Raw genomic sequence first — 26,401 nt, forward strand, 5'->3', positions numbered from 1 at the left:
CCTGATAGTGTGAGGTAATTGATTCGAGGCGACCTGGGTGAAGTTATGGTTTATCGGTGCTCTTTCACCCATTGTCAAAACCTATCAAAGGTATTGTAAGACTCTGCTTTTGCAGGAAAAACCGCTGGGGTATATTGAACGTAATCAAGTGAGACAATCACCAAGGATCAAGGAGTTAACTCTATGGGTACAAATTTCATCGGCCTCGACACAGCCAAGACGGAAAAGCTGGCGGCGACACTCAACGAACTGCTGTCGAATTACCAGATCTTCTACATGAACGTGCGCGGCTACCACTGGAATATCAAGGGCGACAACTTTTTCGAACTGCACGCCAAGTTCGAGGAGCTGTACGACGACCTGCTGCTGAAGATCGATGAGATCGCCGAGCGTATCCTCACCCTGGGCCACCGTCCGGCCCACGCCTACAGCACCTACATCGAGCATTCCAGCGTGCCGGAGCGCAAGGACGTGTCCGATGGCAAGGAGGCGGTGGAGAATATCGTGGAAAGTTTTGCCAAGCTGATTGGCAAGCAGCGTGAGCTGTTGTCCCTGGCTGGAGAGGCCGACGACGAGGGTACCATTGCCCTGATGAGTGACTACATTTCCCAGCAGGAAAAGACCGTCTGGATGTATCGCAGTTACCTGGGCGAGTAAGTCGGGTTCCCGAACTTCCCTTTCGCAAAACCCCTTCCCTGGCGGCCATTCGGCCGCCTTTTTTCTGACATGAATCTGCAGCCTTGTTGACCCTCTCCTGTCACATTTGGTGAATATCCTTTCCGGATCTACATATCTGAAAAGGCGATAGTTTATGGTTTTCAGGGCGTATCTGGTTTGCGGGTTTCTGGCGGCGACGGTGGGAATGTCGGGTTGCGCGAGCGATAAGGCGTCGCATCCGACGGGGTCTGTTGACGGAGGCCGGACAATCGAACTGGAAATGCTCGGAACCTGGCAGTCCGGGGGCGATGTCTTTGATGAATCCGCCGCTGAGATCGTGGCCCATGACCCCATGAATCAGCGTCTGTTTGTTGTCAACGCCAACGACAGGACCGTGGATGTGCTGGATCTGCGGGACCCCGCCCACCTGACCCGGGTAGCCACCATCGATGCGACCAGGGAGGGCGGCGCCGCAAACAGCGTCGCGGTAAGGAATGGACTGGTTGCGGTGGCCGTTGAAGCCTCTGACAAACAGGCTAACGGCAAGGTGGTTTTCTATGATGCCGATACCCTGGGCAAGCTTGGCGAGGTGAAGGTCGGCGCACTCCCCGACATGCTGACCTTTACACCGGACGGCACGAGAGTGCTGGTCGCCAATGAGGGCGAGCCCAATGACGCCTACGACGTTGACCCGGAAGGATCGGTCAGCGTGATCGATCTCTCCGGCGGCGTGGCCTCGGCCCGGGTCGACACGGCTGACTTTCGGGCATTCGATGGCCGGGAGGAAGAACTCCGCCGTCGGGGCGTCCGTATTTTCGGGCCGGCGGCCCGGGCATCACAGGATATGGAACCGGAATACATTGCGGTCTCCCCGGACGGTGACCATGCCTGGGTTACGCTGCAGGAAAACAACGCTATCGGGGTATTGGACATCAACAGCGCCAGTATCGTCGACGTGATTCCTCTTGACTTCAAGGATCACAGCCTGCCGGGCAATGAACTGGATGCCAGTAACCGGGACAACGGCATTGATATCCGCAACTGGCCAGTCAGGGGGATGTACCTGCCGGATGCCCTGGCCAGCTACAGCATCCAGGGAAAGACCTATTACATCACCGCCAATGAGGGCGACTCGAGGGATTATGACGGATTCGGTGAGGAATACCGCGTTGGTGACCTGCGCCTCAAGGATGGCGTATTTCCGGAGGGTATCCAGGACGATGCTCGGCTGGGCCGACTGAAGGTGACATCAACGCTTGGTGTGGCCAACGGCTGTCAGCCTTCAGACCCCGCGACCGACGTCGAGGCGGACTGCGTTTTCGATGAACTCTACGCCTATGGTGGCCGCTCATTCTCGATCTGGTCCGAGGATGGTGACCAGTTGTATGACAGCGGCAGCGAGTTTGAACGGATTACGGCGGAACGGTTGCCCAACGGTTTCAACAGCACCAATGACGAGAATGCCTTCGATAACCGGTCCGACGACAAGGGGCCGGAACCCGAGGCCGTGACCATCGGTACGATCGACGGACGGGTCTATGCCTTCATTGGTCTGGAGCGCGTGGGCGGACTGATGGTTTATGACGTGACCGATCCGGAGCACCCGGCGTTTGTCCAGTACATGAATAACCGTGATTTCGGGGCGACGGACGAACAACTGAAGGAGGGTCATGCCGGAGATCTGGGGCCGGAAGGGCTCGCCTTCATAGCGGAGTCGGACAGCCCCACCGGACATCCGATGCTGGCGGTTGGCAATGAAGTCAGTGGTACCACAACCCTGTATGGAATCCGGTTGATGAATCAGGATGAACGCTGATTATTTCGAAGTGATATCCCTGTAAATCCTGATTCATAGAAAGACCATGGCCGGAGAGTATTATTCTCCGGCTTTTTTTGCCATTATTCTTTCATTTCACGTTATTTTGCATTTCGAGATGTTTATTTAATTTATCTGTAACTTTGGTTTTTAATAATGAAGTTGAAGTTTTGGTGTCGGGCTTGTGATTGCGTCTTTCTGCAGTAAAGAACGGCTTTTGGCAACTCCGAGCGACTTCAGAATGTGATTATTTGAGTTGACTTTGTTTCCGGAGCTATGCTCCGGATTTTTTTAGGCATATGTCCTTTTTGTGCTGAAATAATTCGTTAATAAACAGTGTATATGATCTCTCGAGATTGATTTATTTCCTGACTGGCGTAAGTGTTGATGTCTTATTTTTCAAGGTTTTTTCCGGCAACGTTATTCACCTTTATTTTAGTTTTTGTCGCGCCTGTTTATGCCGACGTGACGCTTCGCCTCGGTGAGGGCGTGGAGCTAAAGGCCATTAATGGCGGGCTTTCTGGGCGAGAAGGGCGTGAGCTTTCCCTCCGGAATGGTTCCAGTCAGATCCTTGTCGAGTATACGACGGAACTTGGCCGTAATGACGACGACAGCGTTCTCGATACATCGGATTCTTTCGTGATTATTTTTAATTCCGAAGACCAGTATTTGACCCTTGAGGCCCCGGATATATCCACCCGTCACGAAATGAGGGCGTTCAATGATTCTGCCAGATGGGTTTTGAGGGATGCCGATGGTAACCCTCACCCGTTTAAATCCGATGTTCTGGATAAGGATGGTTTTCAGTTTGCCAGGAATTATGAACAGGAATTGTCTGATTATAATCGGGCCGGCTCTGGGTCGGCTGCTATTGTCGGCCTGAAAGGTAGCGATAACCGGTTTTTTGATAACCCTGATCGTAACGATGAATTTCCAGTGGCTCGGGACCAGGAAATGGTGAGGGAAATGCTTCGCTATTGGTACTTGAAAGCCGATGAGAATACTAAGCGTGAGATGAAGCGCTGGATTAATTCCAGCGATTAAATAAACCGACGTACCCAAACCAAATGGAGTATCAATAAATGAAGAAACTTCTCCTGGCTGTCGCTGTGACTGCCGCCGCCGGTTCCGCTAACGCCGTCACCGTATACGAGAATGATGGCTTCACCTACAAGCTCAATGGCGACCTTCAGGTTCAGCTGCGTCGGGACATCGGCGAAGACGAGAGCGAATACGTTGATTTCGACGACCTGGAGCTGAAGAACTATTTCAGCTACGACCTGAACAACGACATGACCGCCTTTGGTCGTGTGGATTTTGATTTCAAGGACGAGGCCAACGGCAAGGATAACGTTACCCCCCTGGAGGAAGCCTATGTCGGTATCCGCTACGGTGTAACCTCATTCTCCTTCGGTAAGCAGAACTTTGCTTCCGATGAGTTCGGTGTCGAGGAAGCCTACGAGGCGCCGCTGGATGAAGATCAGTTTGATGCGGTAGGCACTGATGGCGATGACACCTTCCGTGTCGACGTGGAGCTGGAGAACATCTACCTGGTATCCAGTTATGAACTGGAAGCTGAGGACAAAGGTGGCATTGAAGGTGAATTCTTCGACATTTTTGCCTTTACCGACATTGCCGGGCTGAAACTGGGCGGCGGTTACCAGAAGCACACCCCGCTGGGTGGCGATTCACTGGATACCTGGGGTCTGAGCGCCGGTTACGATTTTGGTATCTTCGGGCTTGCTGCGGACTACAGTGTCACTGATGACGGCAACACGGATCTGGATACCGAACTGTACAACATTGCCGCCACCCTTGATGTAACCAACACCACTGGCGTCGCTATCGGTATGCAGAACCAGGAACAGGATGAAGCCGATGACGTAACAGCCTGGTATGCCAACGTCACGTACAAGTTCCCGACCCAGAAGAACGTCAGCGTGTTTGCCGAAATCGCCGACAATGATATCGACGACACCGACCTGGGCATGCTGGCCGGTATGCGGGTGAAGTTCTGATCGTTGGAGTCATCCAACGTTCTTGCATGAAACGTGCGATTTGAGTTGACGACACTTCGCCGGGCCCCGTGGCCCGGCTTTTTCGTTTTCAGGCCGGTCGCCAGTAGGCGGTTTCCCGACCGGCGACGGTGGGTTGGGGCAGGTCCAGGGGCGGCACCTGCTGGTGGAGGAACCAGCGTTCCGCCACCACCCGGCGGGTGAACCAGTGGGATTTCATCAGGCTGGCGGCCAGGGGCATCTTGACCCAGTCGGGGACCTGCACCGGCGTGTCCCGGTGCATGGACCGGGTGCCGAAACGCCTGGCGATGGCCTCGCCGTAGGGTTGCAGGCTGCGGGCGGAGAGGTCGGGTTCCGAGCGAATCACGTTGGCGGCCATCAGCGCCGATTCCACCGCCGGGCGGATACCCTCGCCGCTCTGATTGAAGGCCAGGCCGGCGGCATCCCCAAGCAGCATGACGCCGTCGTCCACCAGCGGTCGTTCGGCGTGGTCGTAGAGCAGGTAGGCGTGGTCCTTGAACTGGCCGGGCAGGTTATCAGGTATACGGCCCTGGGCCTGCATATGGGTGACAAAGCGCTCCAGGTGTCGGGATAGCCCGCGGGAGTCCTCCCGTCCCAGCCCCACGTTCAGGTGGTTGCCCTTGCGAAAGATCCAGGCGTATCCCTTCAGGTCACGGCAGAACCACAGCTCCGGGCGGTCGCCCCGGGCATTGCAGGTGTTGGCCTGTTCCGGGGTCATCCCGAACTCCATCTCCCGGGCGCTGACCACGGTCTCGTGGCTGCCGGGGCCGGCTCCCAGGTATCGTGCCACCGGACAGGCATGGCCCCCGGCGCCAATAAGCAGTGGGGTTTCCCAGCGTTCGTTGATTGCCCAGTTGCCGTTGGCCTGGCGCAGGGAACTGATGGGCATGCCCAGTGCCTGGTCGGTGTGGGCCCGGCTGAGCAGGTAGTGGTCAAACTCACTGCGGCGCACGCCATAGCTGACGTTTTCACCATGGTCGTTCTCCACCGCCCGGTGGCCGATCATGCCGATGCGGAAACCGCGGATGGGTTCCAGCAGGTGGTCCCGACCGTAGTCGGTGGGATCGATCTGGAGGGCATCGAACACAGCGGGGGTGACCCAGCCGGCACAACTCTTGTCCCTGGGGAAGTGGGCCTGGTCGATCAGCAGGATACGTTTGCCGGTATTCTGCAGGGCCCACGCCAGGGTGGAGCCCGCCGGCCCGCCACCCACGATGATCAGGTCGTAGTAGTCCATCAGTGGGACCCCGTCCACGCCAGGCACAATAGCGACATCGGATCTGCTCCGGTATAGGAGCCCCTGAACAGGCAAGGTGTTGTTCAGAGGTTCCTTTATTCTTGTTGGTTATGTTCGGCGGCCCGGAGATCGGTTTATTCCCGCGCACGCCGATGCCTGAACAGTATAGAAAATGATCGCCGTTTGTCACCTGTTACCTGATGGCCGGGTACGGCTTCACCCTCCTCCCAACCGACTGAACCAGGCGACAACCAGTCCGGTGGCAAGGGACAGGGCCATGGGGGCGCCTACCTGCCAGCCCAGGCGACGGGTGCCGATGGTAGCCGCCATGATGGATTTGACCAGATTGTTCACCGAGGAGGCGATCACGATGCCCAGGACAGCGGTGCCAGCGGCAATGCTGCCGAGGGACATGCGGGTCAGGGACAGGGTGATGGCATCCACGTCGGTAATCCCCGAGGTGGCGGCCAGCACGTAGATGCCCAGGTTTCCCAGCCATTGTCGCAGCCACTCCCCGAGCACCAGGATAACCGTCAGCAGGACCCCGAAAACCAGCGCGAATTTCAGGTCCAGCGGGTTCTGGTTCAGCTCCGGCTGGGCCACCCGGATATGGTGGCGGTGCCGCACCCAGATCACCCCGGCGCAGGCATAGAGCACCACTGCCATGGCGGTGACCGGCCACACCAGTGCGGGCAACAGGGCGCGGTTGATAATGGCGCCGTAGATCAGGATACGGGGGAACATCGTGCCGCAGGCGATCAGGATGCCAGCCGCGTACATGGGCGTCAGGGTATCGGACAGGCGGGACTGGCGGGAGAAATGCAGGGTCAGGGCGGTGGAGGAGCTCAGGCCGGCGAACAGGCTGGTAAAGAGGATGCCCTTCTCGGCGCCGCCCACGCGGATGGCGAAATAGCCCACGAAGGAGACCGAGGCAATCAGCACCACCATCCACCAGATCTGGTAGGGGTTGAGGACCTCCCCCGGGCCCATGCCCTGGTCCGGCAGCAGGGGCAGCATGACCACGGTGATCAGCAGCAGTTTCAGGGCGGCGCCCAGTTCGTGGGACTGGAGACGCCTGAGGATCCCGTGGATCTCCTCCTTGTTGTCCAGAATGATGGCGGTAATAACGGCGGAAGCGGCCGCCACGGCCATGTCCACGGCCACCACCATGGCGCCGAAACAGAAGGTCAGCAACAGGCCGACGATGCCGGTGATGCTGTAGTCACCGCTTGTGGGGGCCCGGGCGCGGTAGGACACCAGGTTCAGGCCCACCAGGCCGAGGAACATTACCGGGAAGGCCCAGGCCGTCAGGGCCTGATTCAGCAACGCGGCAATGGCACCCAGCAGGCCGACCAGGGCATGGGTACGGATGCCGGCAATACGTTCCCCGGGTTCCCGGTGGCGGGCTTCCCAGCCCCGTTCCAGTCCGATCAGAGCCCCCAGCAGCAGCGCGACGGCGAGTTGGATGGCCACCTGGTTGCTGTCGAGGAATGCAGTTGCGAGTTCGTCCATTTTTTCTGCTTGTCCAATGGCATAGACAGTGTGTGGTACTGTTACTGGCAGTATAGCGGCTGTATCGGTCGCCTGAACGCTGCCCGATACGCGGAACGGGACGGCACGAATACCACGAGGACAGTCATGACCCTGCCGGATCTCGGTATTATCGAAGGTTTCTATGGCCCATTGTGGACCATGGACGAGCGACGGGCCCTGGTACGCCAGCTCGGGGCCCATGGCTATGGTTTCTATCTGTATGCCCCCAAGGCGGACCCTTACCTGCGGCGCCGCTGGGAGCAGGACCATCCGGAGCACCTGGCCCGGGAGCTGGCGGCGTTCGCCGGCTTCTGTCGGGAGCAGGGGGTGCGCTTCGGCATCGGCCTGAGTCCGTTCGAGATTTTCAACCGGTTCGACGATGGGGCCCGTCAGGCGCTGGCCCGCAAGCTGGCGTTCCTGGACGGCATGGGCATCGATGAGCTGGCCATCCTGTTCGATGACATGCACAGCGACACCCCGGACCTGGCCCGTACCCAGGCGGAGATCATGCATTGGGTCATGGCCCATTCCGGGGCAAACCGGTTCATCATGTGCCCCAGCTACTATTCCGACGACCCGGTGCTGGACCGGGTGTTCGGCCAGCGCCCGGACGATTACCTGGAGGTGCTGGGGGAGACGCTGGATCCCGCCGTGGATGTGTTCTGGACCGGTGAGGAGGTCTGTTCCCGGGAAATTTCTCCCGGCCACCTGCGCCGGGTGGCAGGTCAGCTCCGCCGCAAGCCGCTGCTGTGGGACAACTACCCGGTCAACGACGGTGACCGCATGTCCCGGCATCTGCACCTGCGCGGGTTCACCGGGCGCCCGGCCGCCAATACCGGGGAGATTGCCGGCCACGCCATCAACCCCGCCCTGCAACCCACGCTGACCGCCATCCCGGCCCTGACCCTGGCGCAAAGCTACGGCCAGGGAGAAGACTACTGTTATGGTGAGGCCTTCAGGACCGCCGCCCGGGAGGTGGTCGGACCTGACCTGGCGGAGCAACTGCTGGCGGACCTGCTGGTGCTCCAGGACGCCGGCCTTCACCGTATCAGCGAGGAGCGGATGGCCAGCCTGAGGGCCGCCTACGGTGAGGCGGAACACCCGGCGGCCCGGGAAATCCTGCGCTGGCTCGCCGGGGAGTACCAGGTGACCGATGAGATGGTGCAGACCCAGTAGGTTGTTCGGCTAGTCGCAGGTCAGTTCACGGGCCCGACCGAAACGCTCCATCATCGCTGCCTGTTCCCGTTCCCCGTCCCGGTACCGGACCGGCAAGGGCCAGAGATCGTAGCGGAAGTCGCCAGCGGCGATGGCCGGCGGGGGTTCCAGAGAGCCATCGTCCACGGGCATGTACGGGGTAATTACCCGGATATCCAGCTCCGGGGCCCGTTGTTCCAGCACGGCCACCAGCCCCTGGCGCTCCTTGCTGTGGAAGGTGCCAGTGATCATCAGCACCTGGTGGTCCGGGTGGGTTGCCAGGGCCTCCAGGATCCGGTCGGCCATGGTGCTGTCCCGCAGCAGTTGCGCCTGGTAGGTGTTGTCCAGTCGCCGCTTCCCTTCTTCCGTCGATTCCCCATGGCCGCTGTGCCCCAGGGTGTCCATGAACCGTTCCCGGTAGCCCGGCACCTCGGGAAAGGGCTGTTCCGGCAGGGCGTCACGTTCCGTTTCCGGCAGGGTGTCCAGGTAGGACGCACCCTCCCGCCCGACACAGCGCACCACGCCGGATGGCGCATTGGCGGCGACCACCGGCAGGTCATGGCGACGGGCGAACTCCACCAGGGGGCGGTACGACGCCTGGTAGTTCTCCCAGGCAGCAGCGTCCTCCATCATTTCCTCCTCGCCCAGTTTCCCCGCCAGATACTGATCAAGATGGGCCTGGTGGTCCAGGTTGAAGGCTTCCAGGGCCAGGATCTGGTCAGGGTTGCGGTGGTACAGGGCCGCCTGCAGGCGGGCCTCGAGAAGGTGGGCGCCCTGGTGGCCATGGAGCTCCCCGATCACGACCACATCGGCATGGTCCAGACGAGAGGCCAGTCCGGGAATGGTCAGGGGCTGGCCCGAGGCGTCCGCCAGGCGGGTGTCATAGAACGTCGCCGGTGGTGTATCGGGCGGCGAGTGGTGCACGGCGCAGCCGGCGAGGAAAGCGGCAGCGGCAATGGAGGAAAGCTTGGTCAGCGGAAATGGCAGGCTCATGGGTGACAACCGGGCTGGTCAGGGTTTGCGGCCATATTACGTAAACGGTCCGGTCCGGCGCCAGTATATGGGGCGGGTGGTGTGTCCGCGATGATCCACTGAGGGGACGTTTACAGCGGCCAGTGGAGTTGCAGGTTGCCACCCCCGAAGCCTGCGGTGTGCAGGTAGAACGTCGGGTTGATGGTCAGCACGGCGTTATCGGAAGCCGATAGCTGGATGTCGATCGGCAAGGCCAGTTTGCCGAGAAAACCGGAGTGCCGGAGGTCTTTTTCCTGTTCGAAGGATTGCCGGATGTCCGGTGCGCTGAGGTAGAGCCCCGGGCTGATGACGGTACTGGGGGCGGCCTGTACGGAGAATTCGCCGAACAGGGTGGGTTCCCGCCGGCGGATGTCCCCTTCGTCATCCAGGGCCCGACCGAAGAAGCCGTTTTCATCCAGCCGCACGTAGGCCAGGCCGATGGTTGGCGTCAGTCGGTGGCTGGTCAGGGTGGCGGAGCCGAGGGCCTTCAGGTGGTCCCGGTCAAAGCCCGCCGGGCGATTCCCGTCGTCTCCCTGCAACTGGTATTTGCGCCGGGTGCGTTCGCCCTCTAGGTGCAGTTCCAGCAGCCAGTCGCCCTGGTGTTGCCGGTGGGTGAGGGCCGCCCGGAGGCTTTCGTTGTCCACGGTCAGGTCTTCCTGGCGGCTGATGAACCGTGATTCCGGGGACAGGCTCAGGGACAGGGTGGTGCCGCCCATGTCGCCGGCTCCCTGCCGGTGCCATTGCAGGAAGAAGGTCTGCGGTTTGTCCTCGAAGGCATCCTGGGTGTCGGTCTTGTCGTTGAAATAGGCGTCCGGGAGTATCCAGCTGGCGTGGATCCAGCTATCGTCGGTCAGGTGGTGACGGGCGCTGAAGTACACATCCGCTTCCGACTTGTCCGAGAAGACGTCACCCTGCAGCCAGATTTCCGAATGGTCGCCCAGGTTCTGGCGGAACCCGATCAGTTGCCGGTCGTAGGCGCCGTCCAGGTCCTCGCTGCGCTGGATGTCCAGCAGGAAGCCATTACGGCCCTCCCGGAACCCGAAGTCCTGGCGGAACCTGAAATCATAATACAGGCGGTCACTGCTGACGCTGCCTGCGGTACCGCGAATGCCATCGTCCGTGACGCCGGGGGTGGCTAACCGGTGGCGGAAGGTCAGTTCGTGGAGGAAGCGTTCCTTGTCGTAGGTCTCGTCCCGACCCATGACCACGGCATCCGCACGCCAGGGCTGGGGCACATGGGCGGTGTCGGCAACCGTGGCCGTCGCCAGTGTAAGGCCCAGGCAGGCCGTCATCAGGTTGGTATGCCGGTACAGTCCGGACATGATGGTCGCTCACCTCCAGGATGAACTTTCAACTATGCTAGGAGCCAACATGACATTGCGCAAACGAACTGTCACAGAAGGGCGTCCATGCTTCCATTTCGCATAGTTGATCGGATCAAGTTTGTGGTTGAGCGCCAACTGGTGAAGGGCGCCGGTTTCCAGCTTCTGGTGGTGGCCGCGTTTATCGCAACCATCTCCTTGGTTGGGGGGATTCTGGTGGCGCCTCTGGACGGGGAGTTCGACCATGTGGGCAATGCCATCTGGTGGGCGTTCCTGAGGCTGACCGATCCAGGCTACCTGGGCGACGACGTGGGGGCCTGGCAGCGGTTCGTTTCCACGTTGCTGACGGTCAGTGGCTACGTGGTGTTCATGGGTACCCTGGTGGCCATCCTGACCCGCTGGCTGATTGCGCGGATGAACGAGCTGGAGCGGGGATTGACGCCGGTCACCCTGAAGAACCATATCGTGGTGCTGGGCTGGACCAGTCAGACCCTGCCGCTGCTTTCCGAACTGCTGGGCTCCACCGGCCGCATGCGCCGGTTCCTGGAGAAACACGACACCTCACGGCTGAACCTGGTGGTGTTGACCGAGGAAGCCAGCGCCGCACAGGTTCATGAACTGCGGACCGAACCGGGTATCGGGGCCCGGGCCCGCCAGGTGATCCTGCGGTCCGGTCTGCCGATCCAGCCGGACGCGCTGCACCGAGTGGCCTGCCTGGATGCGGCGGCCGTGATCGTGCCCAGTTCCGCCCACGAGGCCACCAGCCTGCTGACCGCCGACGTGGAGACCGTCAAGGCACTGTTGTCCATTTCCGCCCAGGCCCGCCACTACCGTACCGGGCTGCCCTTCGTTGTCGCTGAGCTGCAGGACATCCGCAAGCTGCCAGTGGTGGAGCGGGCCTACCCGGGGCCTGTCGAGGTGGTGGCCGGTGACGCCACCATCAGCCGGCTGATGGTTCAGAACCTGCTCCATCCCGGTCTGTCGGAGGTCTACAACGAACTGCTGGCCGGTGAAGACGGCAACGAGCTCTATATCCGCAGTGGCGACTCGGTGGGCGGGCTGACACTGGGGGAGCTGGCGGCGCAGCGCCCCGCTGTTATCGTGCTGGGTATCCTCAAACCGGACGGGGCGGGCTGGCAGGTGAACCTGCTGGCGCCCTCTGACACCCGGATTGGCGCCGATGACCGGGTCGTGCTCATGGCCCGCACCTACAGCGAGACCGAACCCGACAGTCGTCAGGAACCCCTGCCGGTCATCCCCCGGGCAACAGCGACCCCCCGGGCGTATCCGGTGACCGGCAGCCAGCACCGGGTGCTGGTACTGGGCTGGAACCGCCGGGTGCCCAGCCTGGTGGCGGAGTTGTCCAGCTACCCGGGCAAGGGCTTCGAGGTGGAGGTGGTATCGGTGGTGCCGGTGGCCGAGCGGGAGCGGGCCATTGACCGGTACTGCGGGCCGGAATTCTTCGTGCCCTGCCGGCATATCGAAGCGGACTACATGGTGGAGGAAGAGCTGCGCCGCATGACTCCGGCACGGTATGACAGTATCGTTCTGGTCAGCAGCGACCGGTTGACCTCCGGCGAGGAGGCGGACGCCAGGGCCATGGTGGGTTACCTGCAACTGGAGGACATTCTGCAGGAAAGTCAGCGCCGGCCCCAGCTCATCATGGAGCTGAGCGATCCGGATAACCGCCAGCTTCTCTATGGCCACCAGAGCGAGATGATGATCAGCTCCATGATCCTCAGTCATGTGCTGGCCCAGGTGGCCCTGAGGCGGGAGCTGCGTGCCGTGCTGGACGAACTGTTTACGGCCGGCGGTGCCGAGATCCAGTTCCGGGACCCGGACGACTATCCGCTGCCGGCCAGTGCGGATTTCCATGTGCTCGAGAAGACCCTGGCGAGCGGGGGCGAGGTGGCGCTGGGGGTATATCGTGCCCGGGCCGACGACAGGGGCCACCGGTTACAGCTGAATCCGCCCCGGCGGGAGTACCTGGAGTTGAAACCGGGAGACCGGTTGGTGGTGTTGACTCATACCGCCGACAGCGGCGGTGGCGCCTTGTAAGTCAGGGGGTTATGGTGAATGATGTGGTATTCACCGAAAAAATGCCGGAAATAGATAATATAAATTTCAATTATGCGAGCGGAGTGTCTAAAGTAGGGCGCAATCTTCGGTGATCTGCTCAAATTTTGAGCGGGATGCTGGTTCACTGAATGATCCTCAACCCTAAACAGCAAGGACTGAGACCATGCCTTACGCACAAGACGTTGACCAGATTGCTTCCATCCTGAAGCAGAACCCGACCTGGAACGCTATCAATCCGAAGCACGCCGCCCGCATGCGTGCCCAGAACAAGTTCAAGACTGGCCTGGACATCGCCAAGTACACCGCCAAGATCATGCGCGAGGACATGGCGAACTACGACAAGGACACCTCCCAGTACACCCAGTCCCTGGGCTGCTGGCACGGTTTCATCGGTCAGCAGAAGATGCTGTCCATCAAGAAGCACTTCGGTTCCACCAAGCGTCGCTACCTGTACCTGTCCGGCTGGATGGTTGCCGCCCTGCGCTCCGAGTTCGGCCCGCTGCCGGACCAGTCCATGCACGAGAAGACTGCCGTGTCCGGCCTGATCGAAGAGCTGTACACCTTCCTGCGTCAGGCTGACGCCTGGGAACTGAACCACCTGTTCCGTGCCCTGGAAGAAGCCGAGAACGCCGGCGACACCGCCAAGGCTGAAGAACTGATCAAGCAGATCGACAACCACGAAACCCACGTGGTACCCATCATCGCCGACATCGATGCCGGTTTTGGTAACGCCGAAGCGACCTACCTGCTGGCCAAGAAGATGATCGAAGCCGGTGCCTGCTGCATCCAGATCGAGAACCAGGTCTCCGACGAGAAGCAGTGTGGCCACCAGGACGGCAAGGTAACCGTTCCCCACGCCGACTTCCTGTCCAAGATCAACGCCGTTCGTCTGGCGTTCCTGGAGCTGGGTGTGGATGACGGTGTTATCGTTGCCCGTACCGATTCCCTGGGTGCCGGCCTGACCCAGAAGCTGGCCGTTACTGACGAGCCGGGCGACCTGGGTGACCAGTACAACAGCTTCCTCGATGGCGACTACATCGAAGACGCTTCCGAGATCAACAACGGCGACGTTGTGATCAAGTCCGACGGCAAGCTGATGAAGCCCAAGCGTCTGCCTTCCGGTCTGTTCCAGTTCCGCCCGGGTACCGGCGAAGACCGCGTTGTGCTGGACTGTATCACCAGCCTGCAGAACGGTGCTGACCTGCTGTGGATCGAAACCGAGAAGCCCCACGTTGGCCAGATCGCCAGCATGGTTAACCGCATCCGCGAAGTGGTGCCCGATGCCAAGCTGGTCTACAACAACAGCCCGTCCTTCAACTGGACCCTGAACTTCCGTCAGCAGGTATTCGATGCCTGGAAGGCAGAAGGCAAGGACGTATCCGCCTACGACCGCGACAAGCTGATGAGCGAAGAGTATGACAGCACCGAGCTGGCCCAGCTGGCCGACGAGTGGTGTCAGAACTTCCAGCGCGACGGTGCTCGCGAAGCGGGTATCTTCCACCACCTGATCACCCTGCCGACTTACCACACCGCGGCCCTGTCCACCGACAACCTGGCCAAGGGCTACTTCGGCGACGAAGGCATGCTGGCCTACGTTGCTGGCGTACAGCGTAAGGAAATCCGTCAGGGTATCGCTACCGTGAAGCACCAGGACATGGCCGGTTCCAACATCGGCGATGACCACAAAGAGTTCTTCGCAGGTGACGCGGCCCTGAAGGCCGGTGGTAAGGACAACACCATGAACCAGTTCGGCTAAGCCGACGGTTCAGGCGTCCGGCAGCACCTCCCCACGGGGCGGTGACTGCCAACCGGAAAAGCCGGGGGATTCAGTCCTCCGGCTTTTTTTGTGTCCGCATGGGTGACGTCGTTAAAGGCGAGCTCGCCAATCGGGAGGGCTGTGATGTCGCAGAATAGTATTCCTGAGCACGGGAACGGGTCGAAGGAATCGGTTATCACGGCTGTGCAGCGTTACGGAATCGCTCAATCCGTTCCGAGGTCAGCGGGTGGGTGGAGAACAGGCCTTCCAGATGTTGTCCCAGGCCACCGCTGTCTTCGTCGGTGGGCTCGTCAACCCCGGCGAGGGAATCGGACTCCCGGAACGGATTATCCAGCCGGGTCATCAGATTCACGAAGTCCATCGGGTCCAGGTCGTTTTCCCGGATGACCTGCAGGGCGTAGTCGTCAGCCTCCCGTTCCATATCCCGGGAGTAGGCCAGGTTCATCATCACGGCGGGCAGGCCCACGGAGGCGTCGGAGACGGCCGACAGGTCGCCGGTCATCAGGACCATGATCCAGGCGCTCAGGGAGCTTTGCACGATGCGCTGCATGCCGTGCCGGTGGACCACATGGCCCATTTCGTGGGCCAGCACGGTGATCAACTCCTGATCGCTCTCGGCCAGCTCGACGATACCGTCCGTGAATACCAGGGTGCCGTCCGGCAGCGCAAAGGCATTGGCGCCGAAGCCGTCACGAAACAGGATGGTGAATTGATAATCCGGCTCGGTGGCCATTATGGGTTGAAAGGCCTCACGAAGCGCCTGCTGTCGCTCCTCGGGCAGGGTGGATGGTTCCAGGGCAAATTCGTCCAGTTGCGCCATGGTGCCGTCTGACAGGGCCGTCACGGTCGACGGTGGCAGGGTCAGCGCGACGGTGCGGGCGGCCAGGGGGATGCCATGGGTAAAGGTCAGGATGGTCAGCAGGACCGTGACCGCCGTTGCAAACAGGATCAGCCCGATGTGGTTTTCCAGCCGGTGCACCAGCCGTGCCACCAGCCCCTGGTGGAAGTGCCCGGCAATGGCGTCGACCCCGTCATTGTCCGGGGTCTCGAAGACCTGGTTGTCGGGGAGATAGACATAGCGGGGGGCATTGCCGACCCGGGGGGCGATACGGATCTCGTACCACTCAAGGTCCTGGGAGGTCGTGTCGCTCTCCAGGGCGAGCCGGTCCGCCTGACGGATCAGGCGGGCCGGGAAGCCCTGGGAGGAGGTGCCGGTATAAAGACGTCCCTCAACCACCTCAGACCGGGAGGAAGCTTCCGACATCGAAAGCCTCTCCCATCTCATCGCCCAGGGCATTGGTGTGTTGCGCTTCGGCGGCGACGAAGTTGTCCAGGTTGCCGTGGATCGCCATATGGGTCTGGGAGGCCCGGTAGCTGGCGAGGCGGACCTTGGCCCAGGGGATGAACAGGCCCAGGGTCAGGGCGGTCAGGATGCTGTTGCTGACGATCAGCCAGACCATCCGGCCGGGTGCCAGTTCTGAACCGAAACCGTGGGACTGCAGTTCGGCGTGGTTCATCAGCAGGTTGGTCATGCCCGCCTGGAAGTAACCGAACAGTGCCAGGTAGCCGGCCGTCATTACCAGGAAGGTAAGGATCGGGTGGATGACGCCACCGGCGACGGCGGCGCCGACCCCGAACGCGAGAATCAGCAGCAGCGCCTTGCCGAAGAAGCGGTAGTAGGTGCCGTCGGTGCCGGTCCAGCTAAAGGCCGCGGTACCGTAGCGGGCGTTCTCCACCATGAACTTGTGCATCCGGCGGGCCGCCATGGGCGCCAGCAGGCCAAGGGTGAACAGCGTCAGTACCGGCCACACGAACAGCACCATGAAGGCCTGTCCGTAGGTGCCCTGGAAATCGAACCGGATGTTGCGGTAGGCGCTGTTGATGGCGTGGAACTTGAGGCCCCGCACCACCATCCAGGGCATGGCAATCAGCAGTAGCAGGACCAGCAGCAGGCCGGCAATCGGGAACAGTTCCGTGATGAGGGTGTAGATCACCAGGGCGACAAAGGCGACGATCCGCCCCTTGAGGATGGCGATGGGACTCGCCAGGTACTGGAAGCTGGCTCCCTCCAGTTCGGTGTTGCCGTAGAAATACTGGTTGTTGCGGACCTTTGCCCAGGCGGAATAGATACCCAGGGTCACCACGGTCAGCAGGATGTTGACGATCCAGATGCCGAAGTATTCCTTGCCCGTGCCATGGAAGCGGAAACCGGAGGTATGGATTTCCGTGCCGTCCGGCTCGGAGGCCTGGTCTGCCCGGTTGACCGGCGGCCTGGGCGGCTGGCCGGAGGACACTGGCGCCCTGGTGGTCATGGGAATCATTTCGGCGATGACACCGGCCTCACGCAGGCGGCTGACATATTTCTCGGCCTGGACCCGGTTGATACCGGATTTCATGACCACCGGCTGGCCGCTGAACAACTGATTGATCCGGGCCTCGGGGATCCGGAACAGGGACTGGACGTTGGCCCTCGCCGTGGCTTCCTCCACACCGTCGGCAGTGCGCCCCTCGAATACGATCTTGTACTGTTGATCTGACATGGCATTCCCTTGCTGGCAGGTTGGCAACACAATGGCTCATCGGAACCATTACAGCTTGTTCATGTTAACCCATATTTATTCTTATCCTGTGATGGGTTGCACACTTTCCTGATGTTCCCTGGTTTTTGTCTGAATGCGGAGCCGCGGCCGGTGCCGGGGGCGCCTGACAGGGCCCCATGTATAGATTCTTTACAGTGCCTGTCCTGCGTCAGGTTTATGAATTGTCTTGGGAAACGGTTCTTTGGAGCTTTCTGGCGCAAAAACCTGTTTCAGGGATGAAACAGAATGGCCGGCAGGTTTCCAACGATCTCCCCACCCAATGGGAAAATTCGTCGATAAAACAAGCCATTATTCCCCGTTCCCGGATCTGGCACAGAAATCGCTCTACCACGACTGAGGGCCTGGTGTGTGGTGTATTGGTAAGCGCCCCGGTGTCAGAGGCCCCAAGCAGGTAACAACCAACTGTGTAGAGGGATCGATATCATGAATACCAAGAAGAGCTTGTTGGCCGTGGCCATTGCCCTGGGACTGGGAGTTTCCGGTTTTGCCTATGGAGACCAGGGAGGCGACGGAGATCCAAACACCAACGCGGATGACACATCCACCGCCAATAACGGCTATTCCGGCAATACCGACTCCGGTAATGACAATTCCACTGACAACTCGAACAACTCGGATAATTCCGACAGCAGTACCGATGTCGCCGATTCGTTCAAGATCGCCGACAGTGGCAATGACATGTCGGATAACTCCGACAATTCCGACAACTCGGACAATTCGGACAGCAGCACTGACGTCACTGACTCGTTCAAGATCGCGGACAGTGGCAATGACATGTCGGATAATTCGGACAACTCCGATAATTCGGACAATTCCGACAACAGCACCAATGTCAGCGATTCATTCAAAGTCGCCGATAGCGGAAACGACAACTCGGACAACTCTGACAATTCGGATAACTCCGACAGTTCCGACAACAGCACCAATGTCAGTGATTCCTTCAATATTACTGACAGTGGCAACAGCGACAGTTCGGACAATTCCGCCAACGCCACTGATTCCTACAACTCTGACAGCAGCACTAACACGCTGAACCTGAGTGTCAGCGCGTTCCTGAACAATGCAGAGCTGGACGGCAGTGTATCCGGTGTTACCACCACCTATGGCAATGCTAACGGTGGCGGGTCTTACACCAGTGTCAGCAACAATAATGAGATCTCTGGTGGTTCTGCCAACTTCACCGGTGTCGGTGCCTTTGCCCAGAACGTCGGCACAGGAAGCGTGACCCAGGCTAACGTCAGCGTCATGTCGAACCTGTCCACCGGCAACTAGGGAAGAGGGGGGCCGCTGCTGACGTGGTGGCCCCGTTTCAGGAGAACCGCCATGGGTAAAATCATCAGTCGGATTCCGCAGGTCGCGGTCTCGCTGTTTCTGCTGACCGGACTGCCGCTGGCACTGGCGGACGAGCCGTGGATGAACGCCTCCGCACTCACGGATGACCAACTGGCCGGCGAGAGCGGACGCCAGGGCGTGTCCATGCAGTGGCAGACGAATAATACCGAGCAGAACGGTACCGTTGCCGACAATGTGCTGACAGGCGATGTGGTTACCGGTGACAACCACCTGTCCGATCAGGCGTTCGGGCAGATGAGCGGGATTGCCACGGTGATTCAGAACACCGGTAACCAGGTGGTGATCCAGGACAGCACCCAGATCAACATACTCATCAATCAGTAGCGGGAGGTGGGGCATGGGCAGGTTGGCAGCGCTGGTAGCCGTCATGATGTGCAGCCTGCCCTGGTCCCAGGTCCAGGCGGGTTCGGTGACCGTGCCCGGCATTGGCGGGGATCTCTCCATTCCGGTGGAGAGCTACCAGGAAAAACGCTTCCATCAGGTGATACGCCAGCAGTATGACTTCAGTTGCGGGTCTGCGGCCGTGGCCTCCCTGTTATCCCACCACTACGGCCATCCGGTGTCCGAGCAGGAGGTGTTCAACTCCATGTTCGCCGTTGCGGACGAGGAGAAGGTGCGTCGCGAGGGGTTCTCCATGCTGGACATGAAGCGTTACCTGGAGATGGAGGGTTTCCTGGCGGACGGCTTTCGCATGCCCCTGGCGGACCTGAGGGAACAGGTGCGGCTGCCGGTCATCGTATTGCTCAATGTCCATGGCTTCCGTCATTTCGTGGTGATCAAGGGGATCAGTGACCGGGAAGTGCTGGTGGGTGATCCGGCGAGGGGGCTCAAGGCCTACAGCCGACAGCAGTTTGACGAGTACTGGGACGGCACGGCTTTTGTGATCCGCAGTCACCTGCAACAGGGGCGGGCCTCGTTCCTGGGTGACGGCGACTGGCCGGATCTGGCCCGGGCGCCGGTGGAACGGGGGTTCCGGGAGCTGCCCGGTGCCCACACATTGCCTTACTGGCCTTCATCGAGGGAGTGGTGACCATGGACCTGAAACAATGGTGCTGGCTGCTGGTTGCCGGCGTGGTGCTGCCCGCTCCGGTCTGGTCCGCAGACCCGGTGCCGGAGGAAGCTGCCCTGTTCGGGGTACCCCTGGCGGATGAGGAACTGGACCGGCTTCGCGGCGGATTTCTCCAGGACGGTCTGGAGATTGCCATCGGGCTGGACCAGATTGTATCGATTGATGGCCAGGAGATGATCGTCAACCGGCTGACCATTCCCAACCTGAACCAGCGGGTGCGGGGGGAGGCCGTGGATCACACCATGGAAACAGTGGTGCAGGTCCTGCAACCTGATTCGTCCGGCGGTTCACGGGTGGCCACCAACCTTGGCAGCGGCACGGATGGCTGGACCACCATCATTCAGAACAATCTCAATGCCACGGTGATCCAGAATATCCACCAGCTCAATATCGAACTGAACAACCTGGGTGCCAGGTACAGGGTGCCCCAGCACCTGGGGGATCACCTGAACCACTTCCTGAGCCGCTGAGAGCCTTGATAGCCGCGTTGCGCCGGCTCGATTTGGACCGCCAAACTTTTGCCACCCCGCCTTGCTCTCAAGACTCTCAGTGGCTCTGTCACCTCGACGCGCCTCAGAGGTTGATGGGCAGGCGCAGGGTGATCTCGGCGTTGGGCGCATTTTCCGTGACCCCAACGCTGACCGTCGTGCTCAGGGTGGTGTCCGTGGTCAGTCGCTGGGACAGCCCGAACGTCAATGACCCCACGTGGACCCGGTCAAAACGGGCATCCAGCAGGCTGTTGTCCACTTCATAGTCGGCATGCCCGATAACGGAGTGGTCGTATCCCAGGCTGAAGGAGGTGCGCTCGTTGAAGGCGAACCCCATGCCGAAGCCGAAGCGGATCACGTCCCCCGGGTCGACGGTGCCGCCGTTTGCCAGCCCCTCGTCCTCCTCCATGGTCCAGACATAGCTCAGGTTGCCGAACAGGACGGCCGGGTCGGTGGGATAGATAAATGAAAACCCCGGCTCCACGGACCAGAACCCCGAGCCGGTGGGGCGTTCCCTGAGCTCCACCCCGATCGGGTTGCCATCGCTGTCGCGGATAATCCGTTGGGGAACGTCATAGGGGCCTTCGCCCGTTGGCGCTTTGACCCGCAGGCTGCCGATGATATAGGGCCAGCCATCCAGGCCGTCGTTGAGTTGGTAGCGGGCGGAAACCTCGACGTCCCCCAGCCCTTCGCCAGAGGATTCCCGGACCGTATCCAGAGGTGTGCCCTCGAAGACCTCCCGCTGCCGCAGATCCTCGTTGATGATCAGGTAGGGGACCCGCACGCCCGCCTCGAACCGGCTGGTGAAACCATATTTCATGGACACTGCTCCGGTCAGGATATCCCGCTGTACTTCCGAGATGTTGATCAGCCCCACCAATAGCGCGGGTATCACCGTGTAACCCTCGACGGCCACCACGGTGGAGTTGCTGTGGGCGTAGGACAACGACGGTTCCAGGGTCACCCGGCCCGGTGAGGTGACAATGCCCCGGTCGTAGGTGATGGAGGCAACGTCGGAGGCCTGCTCGGCGGCAACCCGACGTGCATCCTCGCCCACGGTGGTTTCCTGCGGTTCCTCCTGGCACAGGGCCGTGGCGGGCAGCAGGCCCAGGGTCATGAACAGAGACACCTGTTTCAGCGTATACATGACGATTCCTTACCGACGACTGTAACGTCCGGTAGTGCTGGGTGTGTGGATGGTGTCCGACACCGACACCTGGTACTTGTCGATCAGGCGATAGAAGGACGCCCGGGAAATCCGCAGCAGCCGTGCTGCCGCGGAAACGTTCTGGCGCGTCAGGGCCAGGCTGCAATGGAGGGCCTGCCGTTCCGCCCGTTCCCGGAACCGGGCCAGGCTGAGATCGTGCTGGTCATGGACATCGTCCGCGACGTCATGAAGCGCCAGGTCCATGGGTTCTATCCGTGAATTCCCGCTGAGCAGCAGGGCCTGGCGCAGACGGTTCTGCAGCTCGCGCAGGTTGCCCGGCCAGGAATGGGACATCAGCTGCTGTATGGCGGCAGGGCTGAGATGCTTCGAGGGCAGGTTCGGCGGCAGGCGTGTCAGTAACTGCTCCGCCAGTAGCGGTATGTCTTCCGGGCGCTCTTTCAAGCGCGGCAACCTGACCGACATTTCCCCCAGTCGGAAAAGCACGTCGATGCGGAAACGGCCCTGGTGCACAAGGTCCGGCAGGGCAGTGGATGCGGTGGCAATAATCCGGACACGGACCTGCCTGGACCTGTTGGACCCGACCCGCTCCACGATCCCCTCCTGGAGGAACCGCAACAGTGACGACTGTTGTTGCAGGGACAGCTCATCAATGCCGAGGAGCAGCAAGCTGCCTCCATCCGCCGTTTCGAGACGGCCAACCCGGAGCTCCGTGGCGTTGGTAAAGGCGCCTTTTTCATGACCGAACAGCTCGCTCTGGGTCAGTGACGAGGGCATTGCAGCGCAATTGACGATCACCAGTGGTCCATGGCGGACCGGCGATTGATCGTGTACAAAGCGGGCTGCGGCTTCCTTGCCGGTGCCGCTGTCGCCGTATATCAACACCGGTTCCGAGGTCCGGGCGAAGCTCTTGAGTCGTGCGGTTATCTGGCGTATGGCCTCCGATACCCCGGTCAGGGCAATCTGCTGGTAGTCGTTGTGGGAACTCCGTGGAATGTCCTGCCGCAGTTGGGCCATGCCCCAGAAATGCCCGACTGCCAAGGCCAGCCGGTCCCAGTCCATGGGCAGTGTGTGGTAGTCGGAGCAATGGAGTGACGTCAGGTAGCCCAAGTGCGGATTGGCTGCCGGCGCTCCGGGCAGGATGCCAATCCAGAACGTCATGCCGGACTGGGCGATCCAGCGTTCGAGGAAGGGGGCACCGGTATCCTGCGGGTAACCGGTCAGGTCTATAATGCCGACATGGCTGTGATGTCGTTGCGGCAGTCCAGGCGGGGGCCTGGCCGTATAGTCCAGTTGATGCACGTGCCACCGGGAGGTCAGTGTGGCCGGTGGTACGACACGGTTGTTACCTGCGGTCAGCCAGGTCAGGTCGCGTCTTGTTGTCATGGTTGGCGATCTTCGGTCCGTGATGCCAGGTCCGGTGGCAATTGTTATTGGTGGATACTGGACAGAGTCTGACCCGATGGGAGTGGCCTGGGCATCGGGTCAATGCCGGAGACAAACAGGTTGCGTGCCACTTGCTGAGAACTGCTTCTCGTTTAATGTGTTAACTTGATCACGAAGATGACGTTGGTAGCGGCGTGTAAAATAACTGGACAGTCAACTGGGCGTTGGCCCACGCCGTGGCTCCATCCGCACCGTCGGTGGTGCGCCCCTCGAATACGATCTTGTCGTGTTGGTCTGACATGGCATTCCCTTGCTGGTTGTTGTCGACGCATGATTTATTGATGTGGACAATATAATTAACTGAGCGTCATAAATTAATCGTGGTGTCGAGCACGTTTTTTGACATCCTTATCGTTTACAGCAACATTTACCTGGCACTTCAGGATGGAACTCGGATTTTGACAACAGATCAGGGAATTGTTTTCGCCGTATTGCTTACCACGCTTGGCCTGTTTGTCTGGAACCGGATCCGCTTCGACCTGGTGGCCATGCTGGCGCTGCTGGCGGTTGCCGTGGCAGGCCTGGTGCCGACGGATGAGCTGTTTGCAGGCTTTGGTCACCCGGCGGTGATTACCGTTGCCGCCGTGCTGGTGATCAGCCAGGGCCTGGTGAACGCGGGGGTGGTGGACAGTATTGCCCAGGTTCTGGGTCGGGTAGGCGATCGCCCGGCGGTGCAGGTGGCCACGCTGACGGCTGTGGTGGCCTTGTGTTCAGGCTTTATCAATAACGTGGGGGCCCTGGCCCTGCTGATGCCAGTGGCGATCTGGATGGCACGGCAGTCCGGGCGTTCACCGTCCTACCTGCTGATGCCCCTGGCCTTCGGATCGCTGCTGGGCGGCACCATGACCCTGATCGGCACACCGCCGAACATTATTATTGCCTCTTATCGCGAGGGTGGCGCCAACTTCGGCCTGCTGGACTTCTTTCCGGTCGGATTCGCCATCACCCTGCTCGGCGTCGTATTCATCGCCCTGGTCGGCTGGCGGCTGACACCCCGTCGTGGTGAGGCCGATGATGGCGAAAAGCTGTTCAGCGTCGGCGACTATGTCACCGAACTGCGGATTCCGGAAGCGTCCGACTATGTGGGCCGCACCCTCCATGACCTGCTGACGGACAGCCGGGATGACGCCGACCTGGCCGTGCTGGGGCTCATCCGCGACGACAGCCGCAAGCTGGCGCCATCCACCTACCAGGTCCTGCAGGCCGGCGACCTGCTGCTGGTGCAGGCGGATACCGAAAGCCTGCAGGCTGTGGTGGACAAGGCCGGCCTGGAGCTTGGCAGTACTCCAGAGGACGCGGCGCTGGAAGAGGGTGAATCCCGCATTGTCGAGGCGGTGGTCACCACCGAGTCAGGCCTGATCGGCCAGTCCGCCAACCGGCTGCGCCTGCGCGAGCGCCATGGCCTGAATATCATTGCTGTTGCGCGGCAGGGGCACCGTGTCGACAAACGGGTAGGTCAGGTGGCCCTGCGGGCCGGGGATATCCTGCTGGTGCAGGGGCATGATGATGACGTTGATGGTGCATTGCGGGAGATTGGTTGCCTGCCCCTTGCCGAGCGGGGGTTGCGGTTTGGTACCCAGCGCCGTATCTGGATTGCTGGCGGCATCTTTCTGGCGGCCATCGGTCTGATACTGGGCGGCCTGCTTTCCGCCCCCGTAGCGCTGGTTGCTGCGGCTGTGGCGATGGTTCTGGTCAACATTCTCAATACGACCGAGGCCTACCAGGCCATAGACTGGTCCATCATTGTGCTGCTCGGGGCCATGATACCGGTGGGCGGCGCCCTGGAGTCCTCCGGCGGCGCCGGGCTGATTGCCGGCCAGTTGCTGGCGATGGGGCAGGGGCTGTCACCGGCGGTGCTGCTGGCGGTGCTGATCACGGGCACCATGCTGCTCTCCAATGTAGTCAACAATGCGGCCGCCGCCATCCTGGTGGCCCCCATTGCCCTGAGCCTTTCGGGGCAACTGGACATCGCCTCGGATGCCACCCTGATGGCGGTTGCTGTGGGGGCTTCCTGCGCCTTCCTGACTCCCATCGGTCACCAGTCCAACGCCCTGGTCATGGAGCCGGGTGGTTTCACATTTGGTGACTACTGGCGTCTGGGGCTGCCCCTGTCCGCGCTGGTCGTGGCTGTCGCGGTGCCAATGATCCTGCTGGTCTGGGCATAGAATACAGGCGTACCGGACCTGATTTACCTGCCGCGCTGATCCACTGTGGTAGTCTTTGGGTAGATACGATGACGCTCCCTTTGAAAGGTCAGGTATGTACGACAAAGACTGGCTGTTGCAACGGCTGTACGAGACCCGCGACCGGACCCTGGCGCTGGTGGATACCCTGTCGGAACATCAGTTGCAGGTGCCCTACCATCCGGGCGTAAACCCGCCCCTGTGGGAGATGGGGCATTCGTCCTTCTTTTACGAGGTCTTTGTTCTCAACCTGCTGGATGGCACCCCGAGCTACGACCCATCCATGGACGACCTGTGGGATTCCTTCCACATCGATCACCGGGACCGCTGGAGCCGGGAACTCTTCCCCGGTCGGGAGCAGACCCGGGACTACATGCTCACCATCTATGACCGCATGGCCCGGCGTATCCGGGAGCAGCCGCTGGATGAGCAGGCGCTCTACCTCTACCGCTATGCCATCTACCACCAGCACATGCACATCGAGTCCATGACCTGGTGCCGGCAGACCGTGGGTTATCCCGCCCCGCCGGCGGTCACGGATCCTCGCTCCGACGGCCTTTCGGGCAGTTATGAGCCCCTGGGTGATGCGGAGGTTCCCGCCGGTACCTGGCGCATCGGCATGCCCGGCGAGTCGGACATGTTTGCCCGTGAGGACTTTGCCTTCGACGGCGAAAAGCCCTGCCATGACGTGACTCTGGATGCCTTCCGGATTTCCCGCAGCCCGGTGAGCAACGGCCAGTTCCTGGCCTTCGTGGAGGACGGTGGCTACCGCCGCCCGGAACTCTGGTCCTTCGGCGGTCGCAAGTGGCTTCAGACGGAAGTGGACGTGGCGCTGGTACATGGTGAGTCCGGGCCGGTCATGCAAACGCCCCGGCATCCGCTGTACTGGCGGTGGCACGATGGCCAGTGGCAACAGCGTCTGTTTGACCACTGGCGCCCCCTGGACCCCCATGCCCCGGCCATCCACATTTCCTATTGGGAGGCGGAAGCCTGGTGCAACTGGGCCGGTCGTCGCCTGCCCACGGAGGCGGAATGGGAAGTGGCCGCCCTGGGTAACCGCCCCGGTGAACCATTCCGCCGGTTCCCCTGGGGCAACGAGCCGCCCACGCCGGAGAGGGTGGATATGGACGCCACCGGGATGGGCCGGCAATCGGTGAGTGACCTGCCGGCGGGCGAAAGCCCGTTTGGCTGTCGCCAAATGATCGGCACCGCCTGGGAGTGGACCAGCGACCAGTTCCTGCCCTATGACGGGTTCCGGGTGGACATGTATCCGTTTATGTCTACCCTCCAGTTTGGGGACCACAAGGTCACCCGGGGCGGAGGGTGCGCCACGTCATCCATGCTGATCCGTGGCACTTACCGACAGGCCTATCTGCCCCAGCGCAACGATGTCTACACCGGGTTCCGCACCTGTGCGGTGTGATACCCGGGAAAC

General features: G+C 60.9%; 22 protein-coding genes. 13 read left to right on the forward strand and 9 right to left on the reverse strand.

The features are described 5' to 3' along the window. Positions 1-183 precede the first annotated feature (183 nt). From ACJO2E_RS19670 to ACJO2E_RS19685, 4 genes are all read left to right on the forward strand, one after another. Positions 184-657 carry a Dps family protein gene (locus tag ACJO2E_RS19670; RefSeq protein WP_406966097.1) on the forward strand — a complete coding sequence of 158 codons (474 nt, stop codon included), beginning with the start codon at positions 184-186 and terminating at the stop codon, positions 655-657. Positions 658-937: 280 nt separating this feature from the next. After that, positions 938-2,473, forward strand: coding sequence for a choice-of-anchor I family protein (locus tag ACJO2E_RS19675; protein WP_406966099.1), 1,536 nt, complete (start codon positions 938-940; stop codon positions 2,471-2,473). A gap of 387 nt (positions 2,474-2,860) precedes the next feature. After that, positions 2,861-3,517, forward strand: coding sequence for a YccT family protein (locus ACJO2E_RS19680; RefSeq protein ID WP_406966100.1), 657 nt, complete (start codon positions 2,861-2,863; stop codon positions 3,515-3,517). 38 nt (positions 3,518-3,555) lie between these two features. After that, positions 3,556-4,491, forward strand: coding sequence for a porin (locus tag ACJO2E_RS19685; protein ID WP_406966101.1), 936 nt, complete (start codon positions 3,556-3,558; stop codon positions 4,489-4,491). 88 nt (positions 4,492-4,579) lie between these two features. Here the strand turns inward: ACJO2E_RS19685 and ACJO2E_RS19690 are convergent, their stop codons facing one another. Beyond that, positions 4,580-5,746 carry an NAD(P)/FAD-dependent oxidoreductase gene (locus ACJO2E_RS19690; protein ID WP_406966102.1) on the reverse strand — a complete coding sequence of 389 codons (1,167 nt, stop codon included), beginning with the start codon at positions 5,744-5,746 and terminating at the stop codon, positions 4,580-4,582. A 216-nt stretch (positions 5,747-5,962) separates the two neighbouring features. Further along, entirely contained in the window at positions 5,963-7,258 is a 1,296-nt protein-coding gene (locus ACJO2E_RS19695; protein WP_406966103.1) for an MgtC/SapB family protein, read from the reverse strand. A 126-nt stretch (positions 7,259-7,384) separates the two neighbouring features. Between ACJO2E_RS19695 and ACJO2E_RS19700 the strand changes: the two genes are divergently transcribed. Continuing rightward, positions 7,385-8,455, forward strand: coding sequence for a beta-N-acetylglucosaminidase domain-containing protein (locus ACJO2E_RS19700; protein WP_406966105.1), 1,071 nt, complete (start codon positions 7,385-7,387; stop codon positions 8,453-8,455). 9 nt (positions 8,456-8,464) lie between these two features. Here the strand turns inward: ACJO2E_RS19700 and ACJO2E_RS19705 are convergent, their stop codons facing one another. Both ACJO2E_RS19705 and ACJO2E_RS19710 read right to left on the reverse strand, forming a co-directional pair. Then, positions 8,465-9,466 (reverse strand): ChaN family lipoprotein, encoded by a 1,002-nt coding sequence (locus ACJO2E_RS19705; protein WP_406966106.1) that lies wholly within the window; start codon positions 9,464-9,466, stop codon positions 8,465-8,467. Between the two features lie 110 nt (positions 9,467-9,576). Beyond that, positions 9,577-10,806 carry a hypothetical protein gene (locus ACJO2E_RS19710; RefSeq protein WP_406966107.1) on the reverse strand — a complete coding sequence of 410 codons (1,230 nt, stop codon included), beginning with the start codon at positions 10,804-10,806 and terminating at the stop codon, positions 9,577-9,579. An 87-nt stretch (positions 10,807-10,893) separates the two neighbouring features. Between ACJO2E_RS19710 and ACJO2E_RS19715 the strand changes: the two genes are divergently transcribed. Continuing rightward, a complete protein-coding gene (locus tag ACJO2E_RS19715) occupies positions 10,894-12,864 on the forward strand; it encodes a CASTOR/POLLUX-related putative ion channel (RefSeq protein ID WP_406966108.1) in 1,971 nt (656 codons plus the stop codon). 184 nt (positions 12,865-13,048) lie between these two features. Further along, positions 13,049-14,641, forward strand: a complete 1,593-nt coding sequence (locus ACJO2E_RS19720) for an isocitrate lyase (protein WP_406966109.1) — start codon at positions 13,049-13,051, stop codon at positions 14,639-14,641. 196 nt (positions 14,642-14,837) lie between these two features. On the opposite strand, the gene ACJO2E_RS19725 is transcribed toward ACJO2E_RS19720, so the two are convergent. Together ACJO2E_RS19725 and ACJO2E_RS19730 are read right to left on the reverse strand one after the other, a co-directional pair. Next, the gene (locus ACJO2E_RS19725; RefSeq protein WP_406966110.1) at positions 14,838-15,926 is read right to left on the reverse strand and encodes a M48 family metallopeptidase; all 1,089 of its coding nucleotides are present in this window, start codon (positions 15,924-15,926) and stop codon (positions 14,838-14,840) included. Further along, entirely contained in the window at positions 15,901-17,202 is a 1,302-nt protein-coding gene (locus ACJO2E_RS19730; protein ID WP_406966111.1) for a YjgN family protein, read from the reverse strand. The genes ACJO2E_RS19725 and ACJO2E_RS19730 overlap by 26 nt, the downstream gene beginning before the upstream one ends. 483 nt (positions 17,203-17,685) lie before the next feature. Here ACJO2E_RS19730 and ACJO2E_RS19735 point away from each other — a divergent pair, with 483 nt between their 5' ends. From ACJO2E_RS19735 to ACJO2E_RS19750, 4 genes are read left to right on the forward strand one after another with little or no spacing between them, the layout of a single operon-like run. Then, positions 17,686-18,534: a dentin sialophosphoprotein gene (locus ACJO2E_RS19735; protein WP_406966112.1), complete on the forward strand. Its 849-nt coding sequence runs from the start codon at positions 17,686-17,688 to the stop codon at positions 18,532-18,534. Positions 18,535-18,585: 51 nt separating this feature from the next. Then, positions 18,586-18,939, forward strand: coding sequence for a hypothetical protein (locus tag ACJO2E_RS19740; protein ID WP_406966113.1), 354 nt, complete (start codon positions 18,586-18,588; stop codon positions 18,937-18,939). Between the two features lie 13 nt (positions 18,940-18,952). Next, on the forward strand, positions 18,953-19,645 hold the full coding sequence (locus ACJO2E_RS19745) for a C39 family peptidase (protein ID WP_406966114.1): 693 nt from the start codon (positions 18,953-18,955) through the stop codon (positions 19,643-19,645). A gap of 2 nt (positions 19,646-19,647) precedes the next feature. After that, positions 19,648-20,154: a hypothetical protein gene (locus tag ACJO2E_RS19750; protein ID WP_406966115.1), complete on the forward strand. Its 507-nt coding sequence runs from the start codon at positions 19,648-19,650 to the stop codon at positions 20,152-20,154. A gap of 103 nt (positions 20,155-20,257) precedes the next feature. Here ACJO2E_RS19750 and ACJO2E_RS19755 read toward each other — a convergent pair whose 3' ends face one another. The 3 genes from ACJO2E_RS19755 to ACJO2E_RS19765 form a co-directional block, all read right to left on the reverse strand. Further along, complete coding sequence (locus tag ACJO2E_RS19755; RefSeq protein ID WP_406966116.1) at positions 20,258-21,319, reverse strand: transporter; 1,062 nt, start codon at positions 21,317-21,319, stop codon at positions 20,258-20,260. Positions 21,320-21,328: 9 nt separating this feature from the next. Further along, entirely contained in the window at positions 21,329-22,723 is a 1,395-nt protein-coding gene (locus tag ACJO2E_RS19760) for a sigma-54-dependent transcriptional regulator (protein ID WP_406966117.1), read from the reverse strand. 169 nt (positions 22,724-22,892) lie between these two features. Beyond that, entirely contained in the window at positions 22,893-23,024 is a 132-nt protein-coding gene (locus tag ACJO2E_RS19765) for a hypothetical protein (RefSeq protein WP_406966118.1), read from the reverse strand. Positions 23,025-23,181: 157 nt separating this feature from the next. Here ACJO2E_RS19765 and ACJO2E_RS19770 point away from each other — a divergent pair, with 157 nt between their 5' ends. After that, entirely contained in the window at positions 23,182-24,948 is a 1,767-nt protein-coding gene (locus ACJO2E_RS19770) for an SLC13 family permease (protein ID WP_406966119.1), read from the forward strand. Between the two features lie 94 nt (positions 24,949-25,042). Beyond that, the gene (gene senA, locus ACJO2E_RS19775; protein ID WP_406966120.1) at positions 25,043-26,389 is read left to right on the forward strand and encodes a selenoneine synthase SenA; all 1,347 of its coding nucleotides are present in this window, start codon (positions 25,043-25,045) and stop codon (positions 26,387-26,389) included. The last annotated feature ends 12 nt before the right edge of the window (positions 26,390-26,401 follow it).

Origin of the sequence: Marinobacter shunpengi (genome assembly GCF_045449695.1) — a bacterium.
In the GTDB taxonomy this organism is placed as follows: Bacteria; Pseudomonadota; Gammaproteobacteria; order Pseudomonadales; family Oleiphilaceae; genus Marinobacter.